General features: G+C 68.5%; 19 protein-coding genes. 10 read left to right on the plus strand and 9 right to left on the minus strand.

The window, feature by feature from the left end; genetic code table 11:
- Positions 1-275: 275 nt before the first annotated feature.
- The 3 genes from D3869_RS23615 to D3869_RS23625 all read left to right on the plus strand — a co-directional run bounded on the left by D3869_RS23615 (position 276) and on the right by D3869_RS23625 (position 3965).
- Entirely contained in the window at positions 276-1535 is a 1260-nt protein-coding gene (locus tag D3869_RS23615; protein WP_137142251.1) for a Glu/Leu/Phe/Val family dehydrogenase, read from the plus strand.
- A 161-nt stretch (positions 1536-1696) separates the two neighbouring features.
- Entirely contained in the window at positions 1697-3355 is a 1659-nt protein-coding gene (locus D3869_RS23620) for an ATP-binding protein (RefSeq protein ID WP_247896001.1), read from the plus strand.
- Positions 3339-3965 carry a response regulator transcription factor gene (locus D3869_RS23625; RefSeq protein ID WP_137142252.1) on the plus strand — a complete coding sequence of 209 codons (627 nt, stop codon included), beginning with the start codon at positions 3339-3341 and terminating at the stop codon, positions 3963-3965. The genes D3869_RS23620 and D3869_RS23625 overlap by 17 nt, the downstream gene beginning before the upstream one ends.
- 36 nt (positions 3966-4001) lie before the next feature.
- Here D3869_RS23625 and D3869_RS23630 read toward each other — a convergent pair whose 3' ends face one another.
- Genes D3869_RS23630 through exbB form a run of 3 tightly spaced genes read right to left on the minus strand, consistent with a single transcriptional unit; the run spans position 4002 to position 6221 of the window.
- A complete protein-coding gene (locus D3869_RS23630) occupies positions 4002-4847 on the minus strand; it encodes an energy transducer TonB (protein WP_137142253.1) in 846 nt (281 codons plus the stop codon).
- Entirely contained in the window at positions 4844-5266 is a 423-nt protein-coding gene (gene exbD, locus D3869_RS23635; RefSeq protein WP_014241770.1) for a TonB system transport protein ExbD, read from the minus strand. Before exbD ends, D3869_RS23630 begins: the two co-directional genes overlap by 4 nt.
- A 4-nt stretch (positions 5267-5270) precedes the next feature.
- Positions 5271-6221 carry a tonB-system energizer ExbB gene (gene exbB, locus D3869_RS23640; RefSeq protein WP_247896002.1) on the minus strand — a complete coding sequence of 317 codons (951 nt, stop codon included), beginning with the start codon at positions 6219-6221 and terminating at the stop codon, positions 5271-5273.
- Between the two features lie 154 nt (positions 6222-6375).
- Between exbB and D3869_RS23645 the strand changes: the two genes are divergently transcribed.
- The gene (locus D3869_RS23645) at positions 6376-6636 is read left to right on the plus strand and encodes a hypothetical protein (RefSeq protein ID WP_137142254.1); all 261 of its coding nucleotides are present in this window, start codon (positions 6376-6378) and stop codon (positions 6634-6636) included.
- Positions 6637-6673: 37 nt separating this feature from the next.
- On the opposite strand, the gene D3869_RS23650 is transcribed toward D3869_RS23645, so the two are convergent.
- The 3 genes from D3869_RS23650 to D3869_RS34520 all read right to left on the minus strand — a co-directional run bounded on the left by D3869_RS23650 (position 6674) and on the right by D3869_RS34520 (position 9680).
- The gene (locus D3869_RS23650; RefSeq protein WP_137142255.1) at positions 6674-7495 is read right to left on the minus strand and encodes a hypothetical protein; all 822 of its coding nucleotides are present in this window, start codon (positions 7493-7495) and stop codon (positions 6674-6676) included.
- A 61-nt stretch (positions 7496-7556) separates the two neighbouring features.
- Positions 7557-7913, minus strand: a complete 357-nt coding sequence (locus tag D3869_RS23655) for a Lin0512 family protein (RefSeq protein WP_014241764.1) — start codon at positions 7911-7913, stop codon at positions 7557-7559.
- 108 nt (positions 7914-8021) lie between these two features.
- A complete protein-coding gene (locus tag D3869_RS34520; RefSeq protein WP_282190188.1) occupies positions 8022-9680 on the minus strand; it encodes a reprolysin-like metallopeptidase in 1659 nt (552 codons plus the stop codon).
- Between the two features lie 669 nt (positions 9681-10349).
- On the opposite strand from D3869_RS34520, the gene D3869_RS23665 reads away from it, so the two are divergent.
- The 6 genes from D3869_RS23665 to D3869_RS23690 all read left to right on the plus strand — a co-directional run bounded on the left by D3869_RS23665 (position 10350) and on the right by D3869_RS23690 (position 17418).
- Positions 10350-10868, plus strand: coding sequence for a septal ring lytic transglycosylase RlpA family protein (locus D3869_RS23665; RefSeq protein ID WP_137142257.1), 519 nt, complete (start codon positions 10350-10352; stop codon positions 10866-10868).
- 137 nt (positions 10869-11005) lie between these two features.
- The gene (locus D3869_RS23670; RefSeq protein WP_137142258.1) at positions 11006-11419 is read left to right on the plus strand and encodes a hypothetical protein; all 414 of its coding nucleotides are present in this window, start codon (positions 11006-11008) and stop codon (positions 11417-11419) included.
- Positions 11420-11540: 121 nt separating this feature from the next.
- Complete coding sequence (locus D3869_RS23675) at positions 11541-13250, plus strand: sensor histidine kinase (RefSeq protein WP_137142259.1); 1710 nt, start codon at positions 11541-11543, stop codon at positions 13248-13250.
- Positions 13247-13966, plus strand: a complete 720-nt coding sequence (btsR, locus tag D3869_RS23680) for a two-component system response regulator BtsR (protein ID WP_174451073.1) — start codon at positions 13247-13249, stop codon at positions 13964-13966. Before D3869_RS23675 ends, btsR begins: the two co-directional genes overlap by 4 nt.
- Before the next feature lie 158 nt (positions 13967-14124).
- Positions 14125-15936: a carbon starvation CstA family protein gene (locus D3869_RS23685; protein ID WP_035679491.1), complete on the plus strand. Its 1812-nt coding sequence runs from the start codon at positions 14125-14127 to the stop codon at positions 15934-15936.
- Between the two features lie 228 nt (positions 15937-16164).
- Positions 16165-17418, plus strand: a complete 1254-nt coding sequence (locus tag D3869_RS23690) for an MFS transporter (protein WP_137142260.1) — start codon at positions 16165-16167, stop codon at positions 17416-17418.
- A gap of 156 nt (positions 17419-17574) precedes the next feature.
- On the opposite strand, the gene D3869_RS23695 is transcribed toward D3869_RS23690, so the two are convergent.
- The 3 genes from D3869_RS23695 to D3869_RS23705 are packed head-to-tail and all read right to left on the minus strand — an operon-like array spanning position 17575 to position 22300.
- The gene (locus tag D3869_RS23695; RefSeq protein WP_175426586.1) at positions 17575-18735 is read right to left on the minus strand and encodes an osmoprotectant NAGGN system M42 family peptidase; all 1161 of its coding nucleotides are present in this window, start codon (positions 18733-18735) and stop codon (positions 17575-17577) included.
- Between the two features lie 15 nt (positions 18736-18750).
- Positions 18751-20517, minus strand: a complete 1767-nt coding sequence (ngg, locus tag D3869_RS23700) for an N-acetylglutaminylglutamine synthetase (RefSeq protein ID WP_137142261.1) — start codon at positions 20515-20517, stop codon at positions 18751-18753.
- Between the two features lie 7 nt (positions 20518-20524).
- Positions 20525-22300: an N-acetylglutaminylglutamine amidotransferase gene (locus D3869_RS23705; RefSeq protein ID WP_137142262.1), complete on the minus strand. Its 1776-nt coding sequence runs from the start codon at positions 22298-22300 to the stop codon at positions 20525-20527.
- Positions 22301-22438 lie beyond the last annotated feature (138 nt).

The following is a 22438-nucleotide window of genomic DNA, read 5'->3' on the forward strand; positions in this document are numbered from 1 at the left end:
GCGGCGGTGATTCAAGCCCAGATGAACTCTCGCCCACGGTCATTGTCCGCGGCCATCCGTATGATTACGGAGCGCAAGGCGCAGATCGGTCTGTAAAAAATTTATCACTGTTTTTCAGTATGTTACTAGGTTTCCGTAGTAATACGGATATTTTGATCCGGGTTATTCCCCAGTAGAAAAGGCCGTCATATGCCTAAGGGGAAGTGAGCAGAACCTTCCAGGAAGGAGATGCGGCCAACCTTCGGTGCTCCTGACCGAAACCATGGGGAAAAGGAATGGACGATCTGCTTTCGGGGGCGCTGAGCCGCCTGGATGAAGCCGCCAAGCACGTCGAGGTGGATTCCGAGGTTCTCGAGAAACTGAAATACGCCAAGGAGACTCTGAGCGTCCGCCTGTCCGTGCGCATGGATGACGGTTCGCGGCGCTCCTTCCCGGCGTGGCGGTGCCGCTACGACGACACGCGCGGCCCGACCAAGGGCGGCATCCGCTTCCACCCGAGTTCCAACGTGGAGGAGGTGACCACGCTGGCCTTCTGGATGACCTTCAAGTGCGCGGTGATGAACCTGCCCTACGGCGGGGGCAAGGGCGCGGTGAAGGTCGATCCGCACAGCCTGTCGAAGTCGGAGCTGGAGCGCCTGTCGCGGGCCTATGTCCAGGCCTTCGCCGGCATGATCGGACCCGACCGCGACATCCCGGCGCCGGACGTCTACACCAACTCCATGATCATGGGGTGGATGGCCGACGAGTACAGCTCCATCGTGCGCCAGCCGAGCCCGGCGGTCATCACCGGCAAGCCGCTGCCGCTCGGCGGGTCGCTCGGGCGCGACGACGCGACCGCGCGCGGCGGCTACTACCTGATCAAGCATCTGGAAGAGGATCTGCGCCTGTCCGGATCGGCCCGCCGGGTGGTGATCCAGGGCTACGGCAACGCCGGCTTCCACATTGCCCGACTGCTGCACGCGGACGGCTACCGCATCGTCGGCCTGTCCGATTCCCGCGGCGCCATCGTCTGCGCGGACGGGCTGGACCCGCAGGCCGTGCAGACCGCCAAGGAGCGGGGCGGCTCGGTGACCGCCTACACCGAAAACGGCGCCCGCGCGGTGACCGGCGACGAGCTGCTGGGCACCGATTGCGAGATCCTGGTCCCCGCGGCGCTGGAGGATCAGATCCACAAGGGCAACGCCGGGCTCATCAAGGCAAGCGTCGTCCTGGAACTCGCCAACGGCCCGGTCACGCCGGACGCCGACCGCATCCTGAACGAGGCCGGCGTCGTCGTCCTGCCCGACATCCTGGCGAACGCCGGCGGCGTGACCGTGTCCTATTTCGAGTGGGTGCAGAACCGTCAGGGCTACTATTGGGGTCTCGACGAGATTCACGAGCGCCTGCGCGCGATCATGGAGACCGAGGGCCGCCGGGTCTGGAACATGGGCACGACCCGAACCATCCCGATGCGCACGGCGGCCTACGCCCACGCGCTGGAACGGCTGTCGAAGGCCATCGCCGCGCACGGTACGCAGCCGTTCTTCGTTGGCTGATCCGTGCGTCGCGGAGACGGGAGCCCGCGGGCTCCCGCCCATCGCATCGGCGCCCATCGCATAGGCGCCCATCGCATAGGCGAACGCGCCGGGTGGACGTATAGTCCGGGCCTCATCCACCCAGCCCGTTTCGCCCGTGCCGCCTGAAAGAACGTTTTGAGATGCCTTTCCCACCCGCCAGCCGTGCATCGGGAGCGCCGGCCATCCTGACCGGCCGGGACATGGTCCTGCTGTCCCTTGCCTTCCTGGCGGCCTATCTGCCCATCGACTGGCTGACCTTCATCCACCCCCGCCCGAGCCTCAACATCACGCCGTGGAACCCGCCGGCCGGGCTCTACATGGCCCTTCTGCTGTGGACCGGCGCGCGCGGCCTGCCGATGGTCTACGCCACGCTGATCCTGGCCGATCTTGTGGTGCGGGGGCATCCGGCCTCGATCGCCTCGCTGCTGCTCTCCAACCTCGCCATCGTCGCCGGGTACGGGGCGGCCGCCCATGTCCTGCGCCACCGGGTGGCGATCGGTCTGGCGCTGAACCGCGTGCGCGACGTCGGCTGGCTGGTCGGCGTGACCTTCCTGAGCGCCGCCGTCGTGGCGCCCGTCTTCGTCGGCGTGTTCGTCCTGGACGGGGCCTTGCCCGCCTCCGACCTGCCGACGCTGGCCTTCCAATACTGGCTGGGCGACGCCATCGGCATTGCCGTGGTCACGCCCTTCGTCCTCCTCCTGCACCGGCCGGACCGGACGCCCGCCTGGAGCGTGCCGAAGACGCCCACCGCCGCCCAGACGGCCGCCATCGCCGCAGCCCTTCTGCTCGTCTTCCTGCCCATCGGCGACGGCCAGTTCAACCTGTTCTACGTCCTGTTCCTGCCCCTCGTCTGGGTCGCCGTGTCGCACGGCCTGCCGGGCGCGGTGCTGGCGGCCCTGGCCATTCAGAGCGGCCTGATCGCCGGGCTGCAGGCGATCGGCCTTCCCCTGGGCGCGGTGGTCTATCACCAGACGCTGATGCTGGCCCTGGCCATTACGGCCCTGTTCCTCGGCGCGCTGGTCAGCGAGCGGCGCGAGATCGAGGTCCGGCTGCGCGAACACCAGACCGAGCTGGCCCATCTCTCGCGCCTCACGGTGACCGGAGAGATGGCCTCCGCCCTGGCCCACGAGCTGAACCAGCCGCTGCTGGCCGCCATCAGCTACGCGCGCGCCGCCCAGCGCCTCTTGGAGGGCGACGACACGCCGCCGCGCGCCCACGAGCTCATCGACAAGGCGGTGATCCAGGCGGAACGCGCGGGCGAGGTCATCCGCGGGCTGCGCACGTTCCTGAGCAAGGGGTCGCTTCAACTGGCGCCGGAATCGGCCAGGGAGATCCTGCGCGAGACGCTGACGCTGGTGCGGGGGGACGCGGCCTACAACCGTGTCCAGCTGCGGGTGGACATGGCCGAGCCGCTTCCCCCCGTGCTGTGCGACCGCATCCAGATCGAGCAGGTCCTCCTCAACCTCGTGCACAACAGCATCGAGGCCATCGCCGCGGCCGGCAGCCCGGTGCGCGAGGTCGTCCTGCGCGTCCGGGCCACGCCGCCGGATGGCCTGACCTTCGAGGTCGAGGACAGCGGCCCCGGCGTGTCGGCGGGCATGGTCGACCATCTCTACTCGCCCTTCGCCACCACAAAGCCGGCGGGCATGGGGCTCGGCTTGCCCATCTGCCGCTCGATCGTCGAGAGCCACGGCGGCAGGCTGTGGCTCGGCCGCACCGGTTCGACCGGTGCCGTTTTCCAGGTCTTTCTGCCCGCAGCCCGTTCAGACACCCGGCCATCCCATGACCCAGACCGATAAAACCTCCACCGGCGAACCGACCGTCTTCATCATCGACGACGACGAGGCGGTCCGCGACGCGCTCTCCGTTCTGGTCGAGGTGGCCGGCCTGTCCGTGCGCACCTTCGTCAACGCGCTGGAATTCCTGCACCGCTACAGCCCGGAGCAGCCGGGTTGCGTGGTGGCCGACCTCCGCATGCCCTTCATGGACGGGCTGGAGCTTCAGGAGGAGCTGGCCCGGCGCGGCTGCGGCCTGCCGGTCATCATCATCACCGCCCATGGCGAGGTGAGTTCCGCCGTCACCGCCTTCCGGTCCGGAGCGGTCGATTTCCTGGAAAAGCCGTTCGACGACGGCGTCTTCCTGCGCCGCGTCCACGAGGCCCTGCAGCGCGACGCCCACCAGCGCCGGGACCGCTCCGCCGCGGAGTCCGCCCTGGCGAAGCTGGCCCTTCTCAGCCCCCGGGAACGGGATGTCGCGGCGCTGATGGTGGAGGGCTGCGCCAACAAGGCCATCGCGATCCGCCTGGGGATCGGCGTCCGCACGGTGGAAACCCACCGGGCGAACATTCTCAGCAAACTCGACATCCGGACGGTTCCGGAACTCATGCGCCTGTGGATGCACATACCGTGATGCGCATCCACGTCATCGGCGCGTGAGCGGTCGAATTCAGCGCAGGAAGTACTGCACCGGCACCACCAGCTCCATGCGGTCCTGCGCCACGTCCGGGGGCGGGGCCGGGAGCGGGGAGGCGCGTTCAACCAGGGCGATCGTCTCCTCGTCCAGCGCCTCGAAGCCCGAGCCCTTGTGCAGCCGCACCGCCAACACCCGGCCCTGCCGGTCGAGCGTGATGTGGACCTGCGGAACGCCCTGCTGGCGCCGCATCTGGGCGATGCGGGGGTAGCGCTTGTAGCGCTCCAGATGACCGAGCACGGCGCCGTGCCACGTGGGCAGCGCGTTGCTGTTGCGCGGCACCGGCGCCGCCTGGGCTGGGGCGCCCGAAGGCGGGGCGGCGGCGGGGGCGGCGTTGGCCGGGGCTTCCGTCACCGGTTTGGGCGGCGTCTGCGGCTGGGGGCGCGGCTTCGGCGGCTCGGCCTTGGGCTTCGGCTTGGGCTCTTCCTTGGGCTTGGGTTTCGGTTTGGGCGGCGGCTCCGGCAGGGAAACCTCCGCCGGGACGGGCGGGGGCGGCTCCGGGGCGATCTCGGGGATGGGCTCGGGTTCCGGTTCCGGCTCGATCACCGGCTCGGGCGGCAGCTCCGGTTCGGGGAGCATCGATTCCAGGGTCGGCGGCGGCTCCGCGGCCGGCGTTTCCGGCATCGGCGGCAGATCGAGCATCACCGCGGGCGGCATGGCCGGCGCCTCTTCCATCGCCACGTGCCAGGACAGCGCGGCGAGCGCCAGAAGGGCGTGGGCGCCCAGCACGACCACCAGACTGCCGCCCCAGCGCGCCAGGGCGGGCGCCGTGCGCTCCTCGCCGTCCGGCAGGTCGTTGGGATCGAAGGTCGCCACGCTCATTTCGCGGCCGCGCCTTCCAGCCCGACCAGGGCGATCTTCAGATAGCCGGCGGCGCGCAGCGCGTTCATCACCTCGGTCAGCGCGCCGTAATCCACGCTGCGGTCGGCGCGCAGGAAGACGCGCGCGCCCTTGTCGCCGTTGGTCACCCCGTCCAGCGCCGCCGCCAGGGATTCCCGCGCCACCGGCGTGTCGCCCACCGACAGGCTTTTGTCGGCCTGGATGGTCAGGAACAGGGGCTTGTCGGGCCGCGGCTGCGGCTGGGCGGTGGAGGCCGGCAGGTCCACCGGCACGTCCACCGTCGCCAGCGGGGCCGCCACCATGAAGATGATGAGCAGCACGAGCATCACGTCGATGAAGGGCGTGACGTTGATGTCGTGCGACTCGGTGAGATCGTCGCCGTCGTCCAGACGCGCCGCCATGGTCTTACTCCGCCGCCTTGGACACGGTGCGCGGCAGGGCGCGGCGGTCCATGTCGCGGCTCAGCAGCCGCAGCACCGCCGCCGAGGAGTCGCCGAGCTGGGCGCGGTAGCCGCCGATGGAGCGGGCGAAGCCGTTGTAGATCACCACCGCCGGGATGGCCGCGACGAGGCCGATGGCCGTCGCCAGCAGCGCTTCGGCGATGCCCGGCGCCACCACGGCGAGGTTGGTCGTCTGCGACTTGGCGATGCCGATGAAGCTGACCATGATGCCCCACACCGTGCCGAACAGCCCGACGAAGGGGGCGGTGGAGCCGATGCTGGCGAGGATGCCGGTGCCCCGCATCATGCGCCGCCCCTCCGCCGCCTCGATCCGCTCCAGGCGGGAGGCCGCGCGCTCCTTCAGACCCTCCTGCGAGGGGGCGTCGGCCGACTGGTGCGCCTCGGCGATCACGGCGCGCAGGAAGGCGGTGGCCGGGGTCTTCTCGAAGCCGATGCTTTCCGCCGCCTGGGTCAGCGAACGCGCCTGCTCCAGCGCCGCCAGGGAGACCCGCGCCTTGCGCTTGGCCTTCGACAGTTCCAGCGACTTGGCGAGGAAGATGGTCCAGGTCGCCACCGAGGCCAGCGCCAGCCCGATCATCACGGCCTGCACCACCGGGCTCGCCGCCATGAACATGCCCCAGGGGGACAGGTCGTGCGGCAGGATCGCCGTCGCGGCGGTCATGTGGTCCAGCCCGGCGGCCGCTCCCGCCGCAGCGTCCGGGGCCGCCAGCGGGGCCAGCGCGTCGGCGGCGGGCGTCGTCACGGGAGGCGCCACGGGAGCCGCCATCGGAGCCGGTGCCGCGGGAGCGCCGCCGTTGGTTGCGGGGACGCCCTGCGCCCAGCCAAGTCCGCTCGACAGGAGGGTGCCGGCGGCGGCCATCGCGGCGATGGAACGGGTGTGAAGCGCTGTGAACATTGGCGGTTCAAACTTCTTTGCGGCTGACTTCCTTCCTGTATAGTGCGAACGACTCTCATTTGCACCCATAAAGTGCTATATTGCTGCTATGCGACAAATGGGCATCGCGGCGGTTGTTCACGGCGTGACATGTGAACCGCAAGGGAAGATTGCGATGCCCAAGGTCCGGACCGTATCGGAACATGGCAGTTTCCGGCTCGTCGAACGGGACGGCCGCTACGCCGTGATCGAGGCGCGCGACGGCCAAATCTATGGTCTCCACGGGGAGGCGGGCGACCGCCCCAGCGCGCCGGACCGTCCGGACGCCGCCGAGACCGTCGTCGCCCCCGGCGACTGGAGCGCCGAGGACGACGCCCGCCGCCGCTTCGAGGAACTCGCCGCCCGCGGTGAGGAGCTGGCCCGCAAAATCTGGTGATCCGCATCGGGTGACCAGTGCGGGTGACCTGAGCGGCTCAGAACGCCTGGATCGCCTTTGAGGAGACCGTCCGCCACCGCGCGTCGGCGTCCTTCAGCATGGTCTGGATGTGGCCGATGTGGACCTGACCGTAGAGGATCAGGATGTTGCGGTCCGGTTCGGCCTTGATCGCCGCCACCACCTTGTCCTCGCGCAGGGTGGTCAGCGCCGGCGGCAGGGCCTCGCGCACCATGGAGCCCGACGCGGTGGTGGCCAGCATGATGCGGATGGCGGCCTGGACGCGCCGCTGCACCCAGCCCGGCAGCGTGTCGTACTCGTTCCGGAGTTGCGCCAGATCGATGGTTTCCGGATCGGCCTCGTCCGGATCGTCGGGGGGCAGGGCGGCCAGCAGTTGCGACAGGGTGACGTCGACGTTGCGGGCGTCCGGCCCCGGCGGGCCGATCAGGGCGCGGTTGTCCTGAAGCACCAGCCCGTCGCCGAGCAGGCTCGCCATCATCTCGTAGGGATGCTGCTTGCTGTCCGGGTTCCAGTCCGCCCCCAGCCGGCGCAGCACGTCGGCCACCCCGGCGGGGTTGGAGGAATCGTCGGGACGGACCTCCTCGTAGAAGACCAGCCAGCCTTCCTGACGCCGCTGGGCGATGTGCTTGGCGATGCCGCTGTAGAATTCCGGCTTGGCGACATGGACCATGCCCTGCATCTCCACCTGCCGCCGCCCGTCGCTCATCACGACTCGGGACAGCTCCAGCGGGATGTGGTCGGCGACCACCGGCAGGGCGGCCACCACCCCCACGGTCAGGGTGACGAGGCCGCCGGCGAGGATGCCGACGGCGATCAGGGCGGTTCGGAGCGCGCGCTTCATGCCCCGACGCTGGCACGAAACGGGGGGCGGGGGCAACCGCTCCGGCCGAAGACGCCGAACCTTACACCCCGACCTCCACCGCGGCGTTGACGATGTAGATCATCTCGTTGCGGTCGTTCTTGTCGGCCAGGAAGATGCCGCTGGGCGCCAGCATGCCGCCGGACACCACGTTGAAGGAAACCTGTCCATAGGGGAAGACGGCCCGCACGGCCTCCAGGTCCAGACGGTCGGCGTCCGCCGGAACGGCGAGATGGACGCGGACCTGCATCCGGCTGGTGTCGCCATCGACGAGCGCGCGCATGCCGGGCATGGAGTTGCGCTCGATGGCGTTGCGCACGGCGCGCACCGCGGCCTTGGTCACGTCCTGCCCATGCAGATCGGCGCCCATGCCGAGTTCGACGAACATCACCTGCTTCATGGTCGTGGGTCCCTCCTCGTTCCGTGCTCGGCGATTGCGCTGAGGATGCGCCAGGATCGGTGCGGCGCGGCAGCCGGTCCGGCCGTTTTTCCGACCTGCGGAATGCGGTCAGCCGATCCGGAAGGCAAGATAGCTGTCGGTGCCCACCTGTCCGGGCATGGCGAGCAACCCGCCGGGGGTCTTTCCGCTGAAGGTCAGGCTGAGGTCGGCGCCGCCATTGCCGTCCAGGTCGATTCGCGCGGTGGCCCCCTGATAGCCGGCGGCGCCCGCCAGATCCTCCCAGGTCAGTTTGGAAAGGGTGTCCGTCCAGCCCCAGGCGACCGCCCATTCCGCCGGTTGCAGGTCGGTGATGGTGGACCACGTGACGCCTTCGCCCCGACCATCGACGTTGAAGGTGTCCGTGCCGGCCCCGCCGGTCAGGAAGTTGGAGCCCGTGCCGCCGTCCAGCACGTCGTCTCCGCCTCCGCCCTGCGCGGCGTCGTTCCCGCCGAGCAGATTCATGAAATCGCCCTGGCCGCTGCCGACGACCGCCTCTCCCGCGGCCGTTCCCAGGAACTGGTTTTTCAGGCCGGCGACCGGGCCGGAATAGGGGGCCATCCGCACCTCGTAGCTCATGGCGCCATCCTGAACGATGGCGCGTTCGTCCGGCGCGGCGCGGGGCAGGGCGGCCGCGGCCTCCTGCCGGGTGACCGTGCGGTCGGCAAAGACCAGCCGTTCGATGCCGCGCAGCCGGTCGGTGCCGCCGGCCCCGGTGACCGTCAGGTCCGCTCCGCCTCCCAACGGATCGACGGTCACGAAGACGTTGGCGGAGGGGAAGTCGTACAGCGCCGTGTCGTCTCCGGGTCCGCCGTCGAGAAGATCGTTGCCCGCGCCGCCGGCCAGCGTGTCGTCTCCGGCGGCGCCCATCAGCGTGTCGGCGAAGGCCGAGCCGGTCACCCGGTCGCCGGCCGGCCCCCCGATGACGGTCTCGATGCGGGTGCCGTAGCCGACGAAGAACTGGTTCTGGGCCAGGATCGACGGCGCCTGCGCGGAAAACCATCCCCAGCCGCCCGTCAGGTCGATGGTGACGGGAACATCCGACCCCGCCGCGGACAGGGTATCGTTGCCGCCGCCATCCCAGAGGTAGCGCCCCGGCGCGCCCGGCGTCAGGAGATACAGGTCGTCGCCGGCGCGCACGGTGGGGTTGGGGCCATAGAGGCGCTGGATCGCGGCGACGTCGTAGACGCCCAGCCCGCCGGGCCAGACGCCGTAATAGGACATGACCGTGTTGGTCCGGTTGTCCTCGGCCGGCGGCAGAAAGGGCGGGGTGCCGCCGCCCGTGCCGTTGTAGTCGCCGGGATGCTTCAGGCCCAGCGCGTGGCCGATCTCATGCACATAGGTCCGGTATCCGGCCGATTCGGGGTCGAGGTAGATGTAGGAGCCCGCCGGGTTGGGGTAGTAGGCCATGCCGGAGGCGCCGAAGGCGTCCAACTGGCTCATATGGAATTGCAGGTTGGCGGTCATCGGCGCCGTCGTTTCCACGAAGGCGAGGTTGGCGACGGCGCTCCACTCCCCCATCGCCTGCAACGCCATGGCCTTCTGGCTGTCGTTGAGGGGACGGAAGCCGGGCACGTAGCGGATGCCGGCATCCACGACCCAGCCGTAGGTCAGGCTGTAGGGCGCCGTCGCGGCACCGTCCGGCGGCACGCCCCAGCGGCGCCCGCTGTCGAAGGCCCGGACGAACAGCGGGTCGCCGACGCCGCCCGTCGTCCGGCCGGCGGTCTCCATCGCCGGGCCTGAAACGTCATCAAAGCCGGAAGCGTCATCGGGGGGTGATCGATCATCGCCGATTCCGTCTCCGTTTCCGCCATTGCCGGGAATCCGAAACTCACTCATGTCCGCAAGCTCCGTCGGGGTGGACCGGTGTTTCGCTAAATTCGTTCCGAATTCCAATGATGTTTGGCGAAAACGATCGGCGCTCGTCTTTCAATCAAACAGTATTTATGACAAGGCGTTTGTCCGTCTTCAATGGATCAGATGGTGTCATCAACATTGTATGATGGAAAATTTTCAACGGGTTTTCAGTGTCTTGTGGAGGTTCCGGGAAAATCCTTCCGCGCACTCGCGGGCCGGCGGCGATGCCGGGTTATACGCTGAGGATGACTGGCGGGATTGCCAGAATGGGCAAAAATTCAGTCGCCGCAAGTGAAACGTACGAACCGGCCCCCATCCGTCATGACGAGTTCAAAATAAAATCGTTAAAGAATATTAAGGCGCAATCCTGTCACAGCATAGGCGAGGATTCGCGGATTGACAGGATGGAGAGATTCCGCAACCGTTGCCGCAGAACAACAACGGGGGAGAAAAAGAGTGCGGTATGGCTGTGTTGCGCTCGCCATCTGTGCTGTTTCTGTTGGAGCTTGCTCGACCAGTGCACAGATCGCCACCGTCCCGCCAATGCCGCAGGACATCGAGTTCGAGGAAACATCCGCGCCGGTCGTTCCGGACATCGAACCGGTTTATGTTCATAAGGGGAAGGCGTCCTATTACGCCGATTTCTTCCATGGCCGGACCACCGCGTCGGGGGAGCGCTTCAGCCAGAACCGGCTGACCGCCGCGTCCCGCCGGCTTCCCCTGGGCAGCCGGGTGACCGTGACCAACGCCGACAACGGGCGCAGCGTCGAGGTCGTGATCAACGACCGCGGCCCCTATGTGAAGGGCCGGGTGATCGACCTGTCCCGGAAGGCCGCCACCGAATTGGGCATGATCGAAGACGGCGTGGTGAACGTCCGCGTCGAAGCCCGGCCCTCCGACCAGCCGAACCGCTCTCTGCGGCAGCGGCTGGAGCAGATGGTCGCCGCGCTCTATCCCGATCGCAAGCCCGTGACCGAACCGCCCGTGACCGTCGCCGAGCGTCCCGAACCGGATTTGGACAACACGAACCTTGGCGGCACGGATTTGGGCGCCGCCGACTAGCGGGACCGCGCCCCGTCCGACGCTTCCCACCCAAACGCACGACGCGCAGGCTTCCGCACAACGGGCATGGCGCCGGGAAGGCCGCCGATGCACCCCCGCGGGTGACGGAGCCGTGCGCGCAGAGGAGATTCCAACTCATGCTGAAGCTCGTGATCCGCGACACCCATCACGCCGCCGGCCTGTTCCTGGAGCAGGTGGACAATGTCCGCCAGCTCATCGCCGAGTTGAAGGCGCTGAAGCGCGTTCCGTCCGCCTCGCTCTATCTGGAAGGGCTGGCCGAGCGCTGCCTGCGGCGCGGCTGGACGGTGATCCCCGCCGATCCGCTGATCCGCGGCTGCACGTCGCGCACCCACATCGTCGAGCTGCACCTCGACCCCAACCAGCCGGGCGCGCCCTTCGTCGGCATCTACGAGCCGGGGGAGGACGGCACCCCCTGCCGCCGCCTGCACGATTCCCTGGAGGGGCTGGCGAGCCGCCTGCGCCTGCCGCCCACCAACAACACCGGCACCATGCCTGCAACGGTGCAGCAGCCCTCCGCGCTGGCCGCATAAAGCCATCGCAGCGGCGCGGGGGTTCCGGCCGCATCCATTGATTGGAATCATACCGCGGCAGGACGGGCGGGGGTAGCCTGCGGGCCGGCAATCCCGCCGCCCGCTGCCCGTGCCCGCCCCCATGACCGTCGAGCATCTCAGCCTCGTCTTCCTGCTGCTCCAGCAGATGTGCGTGTATCTGGTCATCGCGTACATGCTGAGCCGGACGCCGCTGTTCCTTCCGGTGATGCATCTCACCGTGCGCTGGCCGCACAAGCTGGCCTGCTACGTCATCTTCTCCATGTTCTGCGTCATGGGGACCTATTTCGGGTTGCAGATCGACGATTCCATCGCCAACACCCGCGCCATCGGGGCCGTGCTGAGCGGCATCCTGGGCGGGCCGTCGGTGGGGCTGGCGGTCGGCTTCACCGGCGGTCTGCACCGCTACTCGCTGGGCGGCATGTCGGCGGTGGCCTGCGCCATCTCCACGGTGACGGAGGGGCTGATCGGCGGTCTGGTGCACCGCCACTTCGTCCGCCAGGGCCGCATCGAGCCGCTGTTCGACCCGCTGCGCGTCGGCGCCGTCACGCTGGTGGCGGAAATCGCCCAGATGCTGATCATCCTGCTGGTGGCCAAGCCCTTCCCGGCGGCGGTCCATCTGGTCGAGGTGGTGGCGCTGCCGATGATCGTCGCCAACACGCTGGGGGCGGGGCTGTTCATGCGAATCCTGATGGACCGCCGCGCCCTGATCGACAAGCAGTCGAGCGCCTTCTCCGCCAAGGCGCTGAAGATCGCCGCGCGGGCCGACGGCGTGCTGCGCCAGGGCTTCAACGAAGAGAACAGCATGCGGGTCGCCCGCATCATCTACGAGGAGACGGGCGTCGGCGCCGTCGCCATCACCGACCGCGAGAAGCTGCTGGCCTTCATCGGCGTCGGCGACGACCATCATCTGCCGGGCACGCCGATCACCTCGCCCCAGACCTACCAGGCGATCGCCAACAACCAAGTGCTCTACGCCGACGGCAATCTGGTGTCCTACAAATGCTCGATCCACCCGAACTGCCGGCTGGGCGCCTCGCTGGTGATCCCGCTGGTCGGCGAGGACGACCGGGTGATCGGCACCGTGAAGCTGTACGAGCCGAAGACCAAGCTGTTCTCCACCATCAACCGCACGCTGGGGGAGGGCATCGCCCGGCTGCTGTCCAGCCAGATCCTCGCCGGGCGCTACGAGCAGCAGAAGGCGCTGCTCGCCCAGTCGGAGATCAAGCTGCTGCACGCTCAGGTGAACCCGCATTTCCTGTTCAACGCGCTCAACACCATCTCCGCGGTCATCCGCAACGATCCGGAGCGGGCACGCCAGCTCGTGCAGAGCCTGTCGGTCTTCTTCCGCAAGAACCTGAAGCGCCCCAGCCAGGAGGCCACGGTGGCCGACGAGGTGGAGCATGTCAGCGCCTATCTCCAGATCGAGCTGGCGCGCTTCACCGGGCGCCTGTCGGTGGAGATTGACGTGCCCGAGGCTCTGCGCCACGCCCGGCTGCCGGCCTTCCTGCTCCAGCCGCTGGTCGAGAACGCCATCAAGCACGGCACGTCGCAGCTCCTCGGCCCCGGCCATGTCCGCATCGCGGCGCGGCGGGAAGGCGGCGACCTGCTGCTGGCGGTGGAGGACAACGCCGGCCTCTACGAGGAAAAGCCGGGCGGTGACGGGCTCGGCATGTCCATCGTGGACCGCCGCGTCCGCAACCGCTTCGGCGACGGTTACGGGGTGGACGTCGCCTGCGAGGCCGACGTCCTCACCCGCATCACCCTGCGCCTTCCCCTGGACATCCCTGCCGTCGCGGAGACCGCGCCATGATGACCGTCCTGATCGTGGACGACGAGCCGCTGGCCCGCGAGGAGCTGCGGCGCCTCCTGGAGGAGTTCCCCGACCTCCAGGTCGTCGGGGAATGCGCCAACGCCATCGAGGCCATCGGCGCCATCAACCGCCAGCCGCCCGACGTGGTCTTCCTCGACATCCAGATGCCGCGGGTCAGCGGGCTGGAAATGCTGAGCATGCTCGACCCGGAGCGGATGCCCCGCATCGTCTTTCTGACCGCCCACGACGAGTACGCCGTCCAGGCCTTCGAGGAGCACGCCTTCGACTATCTGCTGAAGCCGGCGGACCCGGCCCGGCTGGCGAAGACGCTGCAACGGCTGCGCCGCGAGCGGGCGCCGCAGGACCTCGCCGTTCTGAAGGACGCCGCCCCGCTGCGGCTGATCCCCTGCACCGGCCACAACCGCATCTCCCTGCTGAAGCTGGACGAGGTGGAATGCGTGGCCTCCAAGGCGAGCGGCGTCTTCGTCGTCGGTGCCGACGGCGAGGAACGCTTCACCGAGCTGACCCTGCTGACCTTGCAGGAGCGCACCCCGCTGGTGCGCTGCCACCGGCAATATCTGGTCAACCCCGACCGCATCCGGGAAATCCGCCTGATCGACAACGGTCTGGCGGAAATCCAGACGCTGGGCGGCCAGAGCATCCCGGTCAGCCGCCGCTTCCTCGGCCCGCTGAAGGAACGGCTGGGCATCGGTTGATTTTCCCTCTCCCGCCCCGGGAGAGGGGAAGACAGCCTCCACCGCTCACCCCCGCTTTCCGACCGCTCGCCACGCCATGGCGCCGCTCCGGGGAGGGCACCACACGAAGGGTGAAACCCGGCCTACCGTGACGGCAGTTCCTTCCAAGGAGAGCTGTCATGGATCACGCCCTAACATTTGTGATCGCGACACTCTGCATCCTCGCCCTCTGCTACCGCTTCTACGGCGTGTTCTTTGTGCGCAAGGTGCTCCGTGCCGATGATTCCGAGGTGACGCCGTCCCACATCCTGGCCGACGGGCGAAACTATGTTCCCACCAAGAAGTGGGTGAACGCCGGCCAGCATTTCGCGGCGATCGCCGCCGCCGGCCCGCTGGTCGGCCCCGTGCTGGCCGCGCAGTTCGGCTATCTGCCGAGCTTCCTGTGGCTGCTGATCGGCTGCGTCATCGGCGGCGCGGTGCACGACACGGTCGTGCTGTTCGCCTCGATGAAGCACAAGGGCCAGTCCCTGTCGGAGGTTGCCAAGGCCGAACTCGGCCCGGTCGCCGGCTGGTGCACCGGTCTGGCGATGCTGTTCATCATCACCATCACCATGGCCGGCCTGTCGATGGTCGTCGTCCATGCGCTGGAACGCAACGCCTGGGGCGCCTTCGCGGTCTTCATGACGATCCCGATCGCCGTCGCGCTCGGCCTCTACGAGAAGATCACCGGCTCGTCCAAGGGCGCCACGCAGGTCGGCATCGCCGCCATCGCCGCCTCCGTCTTCGCCGGCCCCTACATCCAGGGCACGGTGCTGGGCAGCTGGCTGACGCTGCACGCTGAGACGGTCGCGCTGATCCTGCCGATCTACGCCTTCTTCGCCACGGCGCTGCCGGTGTGGATGCTGCTGACCCCGCGCGGCTACCTGTCGAGCTTCATGAAGATCGGCGTGTTCGGCGCGCTCGTCGTCGGCGTCGTTTTCATCAATCCGGAAATCCGCTTCCCCGCGCTCACCGACTTCATCCATGGCGGCGGCCCGGTGCTGGCCGGCCCGGTGTGGCCGTTCATCTCGATCACCATCGCCTGCGGCGCCATCTCCGGCTTCCACGCCTTCATCGGCTCGGGCACCACGCCGAAGCTGATCGACAAATGGAGCGACATCCGCACCGTGGCCTTCGGCGGCATGCTGGCGGAATGCGTGGTCGGCGTCATGGCGCTGATCGCCGCCACCTCCCTGCACCCGGCCGACTATTTCGCCATCAACTCCTCGCCCGCCGCCTTCCAGGCCCTGAACATGCAGGTTGTCGATCTGCCGCGGCTCAGCCAGGAAATCGGCCTCGACCTCTACGGCCGCACCGGCGGCGCGGTGACGCTCGCGGTCGGCATGACGGAAATCTTCACCCGCATCCCGTGGTTCGGCACGCTGGCCTCCTACTTCTTCCAGTTCGTCGTGATGTTCGAGGCGGTCTTCATCCTGACCGCGGTGGACAGCGGCACCCGCGTGGCCCGCTACCTGATCCAGGACCTGGGCGGCGACCTCTATGCCCCGCTGAAGCGTCTCGACTGGGTGCCCGGTTCGATCGCCGCGAGCGTGCTGGCCTGCGTGGCCTGGGGTTACCTGCTGACGTCGGGCGACATCAACTCGGTGTGGGCGCTGTTCGGGGTGTCGAACCAGCTCATGGCCTCGGTCGGCCTGATCATCGGCGCCACGATCATCCTGCGCCTAGGCCAGAAACGGGTCTACATGCTGACCTGCCTCGTCCCGCTGGCCTACCTGTTCGTGACGGTGAACTACGCCGGCTACTGGATGATCACCAACGTCTATCTGAACCCGCTGGCCAAGGGCTACAACGTCTTCAACGCCGGCATCTCGATCATCATGCTGTCGCTCGGCTTCGTGATCCTGATCGCCGCCCTCAAGAAGTGGAAGGAACTCCTGCGCATCCGCAAGGACACCCTGCCTGAGACGCTGATCGCCACCCCGGCGGAATAGCCGGACACCGGGCAAGCCGCCCGGAGACGATCAAGCGCTCAACCGGAAGAGGTATCGCTGCTCCCCCAGCGGTACCTCTTCTGCATTTCTGTGGAATGGCTGGGACGCCACCGAATCCGCGAATTACAAGGGTTGATTCGCCATCCGGCGGGTGCCATCCAAGGGCCGGCGCCGTGGCCTCCGGGCTGCGGCGCCGGTTTTTCATGAAAGGAACGGGTGGTCGGACACATGCCGCAGGTTGCACGGTCGGTACTTTCGCTCCTGCTCGGGGTCGCTTTCCTGATGCTGGGCAACGGCGCGCTCAGCACGCTCATCGGCCTGCGGCTGGCCGGCACGGAATCCGGAGCGGTCGCGGTGGGCCTGATCACCGCCGCCTTTTACACCGGGCTGACCGGCGGCTCCCTGTTCGCCCACCGCGTCATCACGCGGGTCGGTCACATCCGCGCCTTCGCCGCCTTCGCCTCCGTCCTGTCGGCGGCGGCGCTGTCGCACGCCCTGTTCGCCTCGGTGCCGCTGTGGACCTTGCTGCGGCTGGCCGAGGGCTTCTGCATGGCCGGCCTCTACATCTGCATCGAGAGCTGGCTGAACGGCACCGCCAACAACGAGACGCGCGGGCAGATCCTGTCGCTCTACATGGTCACGCTCTACGCCGCCTCGGCGGTGGGTCAGCAGTTGCTGCAGCTGGACGATGCGGCGGGCGTGCGCATCTTCATGCTGATCGCCATTCTGCTGACGCTCGCCCTGGTGCCGGTGGCCCTGACGCGGACCACGCCGCCGACCCTGCCCAACGTCGAATCCTACGGCCTGCGGCGGCTGTACGAGGCGTCGCCGCTGGGCGTCGTCGGCGTCTTCATCAGCGGGACGGTGACCGGCTCCATCTACGGCCTCGCCCCGGTGTTCGGCGCGGCGTCCGGCTTCGGCGTGTCGGGGACGGCGCTGTTCATGACGACCCTGATCCTGGGCGGCGTGGCGCTGCAATGGCCGCTCGGGCGGCTGTCGGACCGCTTCGACCGGCGCGCCGTCATCATCGTTCTGTCGGCGGCGCTGGCGCTGGTCAGCGTCGGCATGATCCTGGCGGACGGCAGCGGGCGGCAGGAGACGCTGCTGCTGGTGGCGCCGTTCTTCGGCGGTCTGGCCTTCACGCTCTACCCGGTCTGCGCCGCCCACACCAACGACCATGCCGGGCCGGACAATGTGGTGTCGGTCAGCGGCGGCCTGATCCTCGCCAACTCGGTGGGGGCGATCATCGGCCCGCCGCTGGCCTCGGCCGCCATGGGCTTCGCGGGACCGGAGGCGCTGTTCGGCTTCATCGCGGCCGGGGCGGGCTCGGCGACGCTCTACGGCCTGTGGCGCACGCGGATGCGCCCGCCGCCGCCCGCCGAGGCGCAGGCGAGCTTCCGCCCGCTGCCCCAGACGACGCCGACCGTCACCCCGCTCGACCCGCTGGGTCCGCCCCGGCCGGAGTTGGCGGCGGGGGATTGAGGGGGGCGGTGTGACGCCCTCTCCCCCCTGGGGAGAGGGTTTGGGTGAGGGGGATTTACGCCCGACAGGGCGGAGGATAACCTCCACTGCTCAAAGTGGATCGCCTTCGGCGCCCCCTCATCCTGACCTTCTCCCCAGGGGGGAGAAGGAATGAGGTCACTCCTCGACTTTTGCCGGTGCGGTGGGCTGCCAGGGGAAGGCGCCCATCGGGCCCATGCCGACGCGGTCGCGGGGGATCGCCACGTCGCTCTGCATGTAGAGCGCGATCAACTCGGCCAGCGAGCGCAGCGAGTCCGCGTGGATGCGCTCGTAGCCGTGGGAGCTGTCGATGCCGAAGCAGACCAGCGCCGTGCGGATGTCGTTGCCGGCCTCGATGGCGGCGGCGCTGTCGCAGCGGTAATAGCGGAAGACGTCGCGCTGGTGCTCGATATTGTGCTGCTGGCACAGCTTCAGAAGCTTGTGCGTCAGGTGATAGTCGAAGGGGCCGGTGCTGTCGGCCATGGCGACGGTCACGCCGAATTCGCGGCTGTTCTGGCCCATGGCGGTGGTGCCGTTGTCGATGGTCACCATCTCCGCCACGTCCTTGTGCAGGACCGACGAGGCGCCGGAGCCGACCTCCTCGGAGATGGTCAGCAGCAGGTGGCAGTCCACCGGCAGCGGCAGCTTGGCGTCCAGCACAGCCTTGGCGGCGGCGAAGATCACCGCCACCCCGGCCTTGTCGTCGAGATGGCGGGAGTTGATGAAGCCGCTGGCGTCGAACTCCGCCTGGGGGTCGATGGCCACGAAGTCGCCGACGTTGAAGCCGTGAACCTGCAATTCCGCCAGGGTTTCGCAGCGGGCGTCCACCCGGATCTCCAGGTTGGTCCAGGCCACCGGCTGGGTGTCGATCTCCTCGTTGAAGGTGTGGCCGGACGCCTTCAGCGGCAGGATGGTGCCGCGGTAGCTTCCCTTGTCGGTGAAGACGGTGCAGCGCGCCCCCTCGGCGAAGCGCGCCGACCAGGTGCCGATGGGCACCACCTCCAGCCGGCCGTTGGCCTTCAGCATCTTCACCTGGGCGCCCAGCGTGTCGAGATGGGCGACCACGGCGCGGTCGGGGCTGTATTGCCGCCCCGCCAGATCGGCGCGGATGGCGCCGCGCCGGGTCAGTTCGAAGGGGATGCCCAGTCGGTGCAGCTCGTCGCCGCAGAAATGCACGATCTGGTCGGTGTATCCGGTCGGGCTCGGGATCTCCAGCAGGCGGCGGAGAAGGCCCGTCAGATAGTCCATGTCGATGACCGGCCGGACAATTCCGGCCCGCGTCAAGGTTGCCTGCTCCATACCACCTCCTGAACGTCACGCCCGCGGATCGACCGCGGAGTAGGGGAAGAGAAGATCGAGGAAGCGCTCGGCGGTCGGCTGCGGTTCGTGGTTGGCAAGGCCGGGCCGCTCGTTCGCCTCGATGATCGCGTAGTCGGACCCCAGCAGGTCGGGGATCAGCAGATCCAGGCCGACCACCGGAATGTCGAGCGCGCGCGCCGCCTCCACCGCCGCCTCCACCACGCGGTGGTGCAGACGGTCGGTGATGTCGTGCAGCGTGCCGCCCGTGTGCAGGTTGGCCGTCTTGCGCACGGCCAGCGTCTGCCCCTCCGGAAGGACCGAGTCCATGGAGAAACCGGCGTCGCGCACGCAACGTTCCGTCTCCTCGTCCATCGGGATGCGGCTTTCCCCGCCGGTGGCGGCGGCGCGGCGGCGGCTCTGCGCCTCGATCAGCTGTGAGATCGTGCGGTCGCCGGTGCCGACGATTTCCGCCGGGCGGCGCACCGCGGCGGCGACGACGCGGTAGTCGATGACCAGGATGCGCACGTCCTGGCCCTGCACGAACTGCTCCAGCAGGACCGTGTCGCAGATCTTCTTCGCCTTGCCCACCGCCCAGGCCAGAGTCTCCGCGTCGCGCACATCGACGGTGATGCCCTGGCCCTGCTCGCCGCGGGCGGGCTTCACCACGACGCTGCCGTGGCGCTCCAGGAAGGCGGCGTTGTCGTCCATCCCGGCGGCGGTCATCTGGTCGGGCACCGACAGGCCGGTCCGCAGCAGCGTGCGCCGGGTCACCGCCTTGTCGTCGCAGCGGAACAGGGCCACCGCCGAGGTCAGCTCGCTGAGGCTTTCGCGGCACAGGATGCTGCGCCCGCCGAAGCTGAGGCGGAACAGGTTCGACTCCGCGTCCACCACCTCCACCCCGATGCCGCGGCGCCGGGCCTCGTTGATGATGATCATGGCGTAGGGGTTGAGGCTCGCCTCCACCGCCGGGCCGGCGAACAGCTTCTCGTTGATCGGGTTCTTGGTCTTCAGCGCGAAGACCGGCACCCGCCGGAAGCCCAGCTTCTCGTAGAGCGCGATGGCGTTGGCGTTGTCGTGCAGGACCGACAGGTCCATGAAGCTGCGCCCGCGCTCCTTGAAATGTTCGGCCAGCGCGCGGACCAGCGCCTCGCCGATGCCGGGATAGGCCGCCTGCGGATCGACCGCCAGGCACCACAGGGAGGAGCCGTTCTGCGGGTCCTTGAAGGCGCGGACATGGTCCACCCCGGTGACCGAGCCGATAACCGCGCCGCTGACCGGATCGGTGGCGATCAGATGGGTCAGCACGCGGCTGTCACGCTCCGACCAGCAGAATTCCGGGTCCATGGTGACCATGCCGCGGGCGCCGTAGATGCGGTTCACGGCATCGACGTCCTGGCGGCCGCGCATCGTTTCGATGGTGAAGCCGCGCGTCTCGCCGCCGGGCCGGAAACCGGCCAGCCGCAGGCGGTAGGTGTGGGAGGGGTCGAGGAACAGCTCGTTCGGCGCCTGGGACAGCGCTACATGCGGGTCCTCCAGATACAGCGCGATGTCGCGCCGCCCCGGCCCCTCCCGGCGCATCGCCTCGATCAATTCGCCGACGTCGGGAAAGGTGTTGGCGAACAGCAGGCGGCCCCAGCCGCAATTCACCACCGCGCGCGGCGTCGGCCCAAGCCCCGCCCCCGTCCGGCGGCTCGGGCGCGGCGAGTCCTCGTCCATCAGGGCGGAGACCAGGGCGCGTTCGATCCGGAAAGGCGTCTGGGTGCGATTCTGCATCGTCATCATGCGGTGTTCAGATCCCGTGGGTTTGCAGCCAGAACTCCAGCAGAGCGGCCTGCCAGAGCTTCGAACCGCGAAGCGGCGTGATGTGGGTTTCCGGATCGCTGAACAGGCGGTCGAGATAGGCCGGCTGGAACAGCGCGCGCTCCCGCGCGGCGGGCTGGTTCAGCACGTCGCGCACCAGCTCCAGATAGGGGCCGCGCAGATACTTCAGCGCCGGAACGGGGAAATAGCCCTTGGGCCGGTCGATGACCTCGGAGGGGACGACCTTGCGCGCCGCCTCCTTCAGCACGTATTTGCCGCCGTCGCGCACCTTCAGCTCCGGCGGGACGCGGGCGGCCAGTTCGACCAGATCGTGGTCGAGGAAGGGCACGCGTCCTTCCAGCCCCCAGGCCATGGTCATGTTGTCCACCCGCTTCACCGGGTCGTCGACCAGCATGACGGTGGTGTCGAGGCGCAGCGCCTTGTCCACCGGGCGGTCGGCGCCGGGCCGGGCGAAGTGAGCGGCGACGAAGGCGCTCGCCACGTCCTCGTCGGCGAGGTATTGCGGGTTCAGCGCCTCGGCCATCTCCGCGCGGTTGCGGTCGAAGAAGACCTTGGCGTAGGTGGACAGCGGGTCGGTCGCCTCCATCATCGGCGGGTACCAGTGGTAGCCCGCGAAGATCTCGTCGGCGCCCTGCCCGCTCTGCACCACCTTCACATGCTTGGCGACCTCCTGCGACAGCAGGAAGAAGCCGATGGCGTCGTGGCTGACCATCGGCTCCGACATCGCCCGCACGCAGTCCTGAAGGGCGGGCAGGGCGCGGCTGCTGTCGATGAACAGCTTGTGATGGTCGGTCTGGAAGCGCTGGGCGATCAGGTCGGAATACTGGAACTCGTCGCCCTTCTCCTGGCCCACGGTCTCGAAGCCGATGGAGAAGGTCTGCAGGCCGGTCTGTCCCGCCTCCGCCAGAAGGGCGACGATGACCGAGCTGTCCAGCCCGCCCGAGAGCAGCACGCCGACCGGCACGTCGGCGACCAGACGCCGCTCCACCGCCTTGCGCAGCGTGGACAGCACGGCGTCCTGCCAGTCGCCCTCCGACATCCGCTCGTCGCCGGGCTGCGGGCCGAAGACCGGCTCCCAATAGGTTTCCTCGATGCGGCGCCCGTCCGGCTCCAGCGTCAGCAGGGTGGCTGGCGGCAGCTTGCGCACGCCCTTCAGGATGGTCCCCGGCGCAGGGACGACGGCGTGGAAGCTCATATACTGGTAGAGCCCCACCGGGTCGATCGCGGTGTCGATGTCGCCGCCGGCCAGCAGGGCGGGCAGGGTGGAGGCGAAGCGCAGCCGCCCCGCCGTTTCGGACAGGTAGAGCGGCTTGATGCCCAGCCGGTCGCGGCCCAGCGTGACGCGCCCGCTGTCGCGCTCCCAGATGGCGAAGGCGAACATGCCGTAGAGCCGCTCGACGAAGCGGCGGCCCCAGGCGTGATAGGCTTTCAGCAGGACTTCGGTGTCGCCGTGCGAGAAGAAGCGATAGCCCTTGGCCTCCAGCTCCGCCCGCAGTTCCGGGTAATTGTAGATGCAGCCGTTGAAGACGATGCCGAGGCCCAGTTCGGGGTCGGTCATCGGCTGCTGCGCCGCCTCGGACAGGTCGATGATGCTCAGCCGCCGGTGGCCGAAGGCCATCCGTCCATGGGCGAAGACGCCTTGCCCATCGGGGCCGCGCAACGCCAGGGCTTCGGTCATCGAACCGACCGCAGACGCGGAGGCCGGGCGAGAATCGAAGCGGATTTCCCCGCTGATGCCGCACATTGTAAGAAATATCTCCGTATTCGAATGGGCTGGACGCCGGAAAAAAACGCTGGGAAGCGGCGAAGGACCGGCGCCACCCCTCAACAGGCGTGCAGCTTGATCGTCGCAAGGTTGGGGCCTGCCTTGCACAGGGTATCG

This window comes from Azospirillum brasilense, from assembly GCF_005222205.1.
GTDB lineage: Bacteria > Pseudomonadota > Alphaproteobacteria > Azospirillales > Azospirillaceae > Azospirillum > Azospirillum brasilense_G.

What these genes read in the sequence shown, in the direction of transcription:
- exbD (WP_014241770.1), bottom strand. Translation starts at nt 5,266, where the DNA reads ATGGCGGCGCGTCTGGACGACGGCGACGATCTCACCGAGTCGCACGAC.
- D3869_RS34520 (WP_282190188.1), bottom strand. Translation starts at nt 9,680, where the DNA reads ATGGAGACCGCCGGCCGGACGACGGGCGGCGTCGGCGACCCGCTGTTC.
- D3869_RS23675 (WP_137142259.1), top strand. Translation starts at nt 11,541, where the DNA reads ATGACCGTCGAGCATCTCAGCCTCGTCTTCCTGCTGCTCCAGCAGATG.
- btsR (WP_174451073.1), top strand. Translation starts at nt 13,247, where the DNA reads ATGATGACCGTCCTGATCGTGGACGACGAGCCGCTGGCCCGCGAGGAG.
- D3869_RS23615 (WP_137142251.1), top strand. Translation starts at nt 276, where the DNA reads ATGGACGATCTGCTTTCGGGGGCGCTGAGCCGCCTGGATGAAGCCGCC.
- D3869_RS23650 (WP_137142255.1), bottom strand. Translation starts at nt 7,495, where the DNA reads ATGAAGCGCGCGCTCCGAACCGCCCTGATCGCCGTCGGCATCCTCGCC.
- D3869_RS23690 (WP_137142260.1), top strand. Translation starts at nt 16,165, where the DNA reads ATGCCGCAGGTTGCACGGTCGGTACTTTCGCTCCTGCTCGGGGTCGCT.
- D3869_RS23665 (WP_137142257.1), top strand. Translation starts at nt 10,350, where the DNA reads ATGCCGCAGGACATCGAGTTCGAGGAAACATCCGCGCCGGTCGTTCCG.
- D3869_RS23645 (WP_137142254.1), top strand. Translation starts at nt 6,376, where the DNA reads ATGCCCAAGGTCCGGACCGTATCGGAACATGGCAGTTTCCGGCTCGTC.
- ngg (WP_137142261.1), bottom strand. Translation starts at nt 20,517, where the DNA reads ATGATGACGATGCAGAATCGCACCCAGACGCCTTTCCGGATCGAACGC.
- D3869_RS23630 (WP_137142253.1), bottom strand. Translation starts at nt 4,847, where the DNA reads ATGAGCGTGGCGACCTTCGATCCCAACGACCTGCCGGACGGCGAGGAG.
- D3869_RS23670 (WP_137142258.1), top strand. Translation starts at nt 11,006, where the DNA reads ATGCTGAAGCTCGTGATCCGCGACACCCATCACGCCGCCGGCCTGTTC.
- D3869_RS23655 (WP_014241764.1), bottom strand. Translation starts at nt 7,913, where the DNA reads ATGAAGCAGGTGATGTTCGTCGAACTCGGCATGGGCGCCGATCTGCAT.
- D3869_RS23625 (WP_137142252.1), top strand. Translation starts at nt 3,339, where the DNA reads ATGACCCAGACCGATAAAACCTCCACCGGCGAACCGACCGTCTTCATC.
- D3869_RS23695 (WP_175426586.1), bottom strand. Translation starts at nt 18,735, where the DNA reads ATGGAGCAGGCAACCTTGACGCGGGCCGGAATTGTCCGGCCGGTCATC.
- D3869_RS23705 (WP_137142262.1), bottom strand. Translation starts at nt 22,300, where the DNA reads ATGTGCGGCATCAGCGGGGAAATCCGCTTCGATTCTCGCCCGGCCTCC.
- D3869_RS23685 (WP_035679491.1), top strand. Translation starts at nt 14,125, where the DNA reads ATGGATCACGCCCTAACATTTGTGATCGCGACACTCTGCATCCTCGCC.
- exbB (WP_247896002.1), bottom strand. Translation starts at nt 6,221, where the DNA reads ATGTTCACAGCGCTTCACACCCGTTCCATCGCCGCGATGGCCGCCGCC.
- D3869_RS23620 (WP_247896001.1), top strand. Translation starts at nt 1,697, where the DNA reads ATGCCTTTCCCACCCGCCAGCCGTGCATCGGGAGCGCCGGCCATCCTG.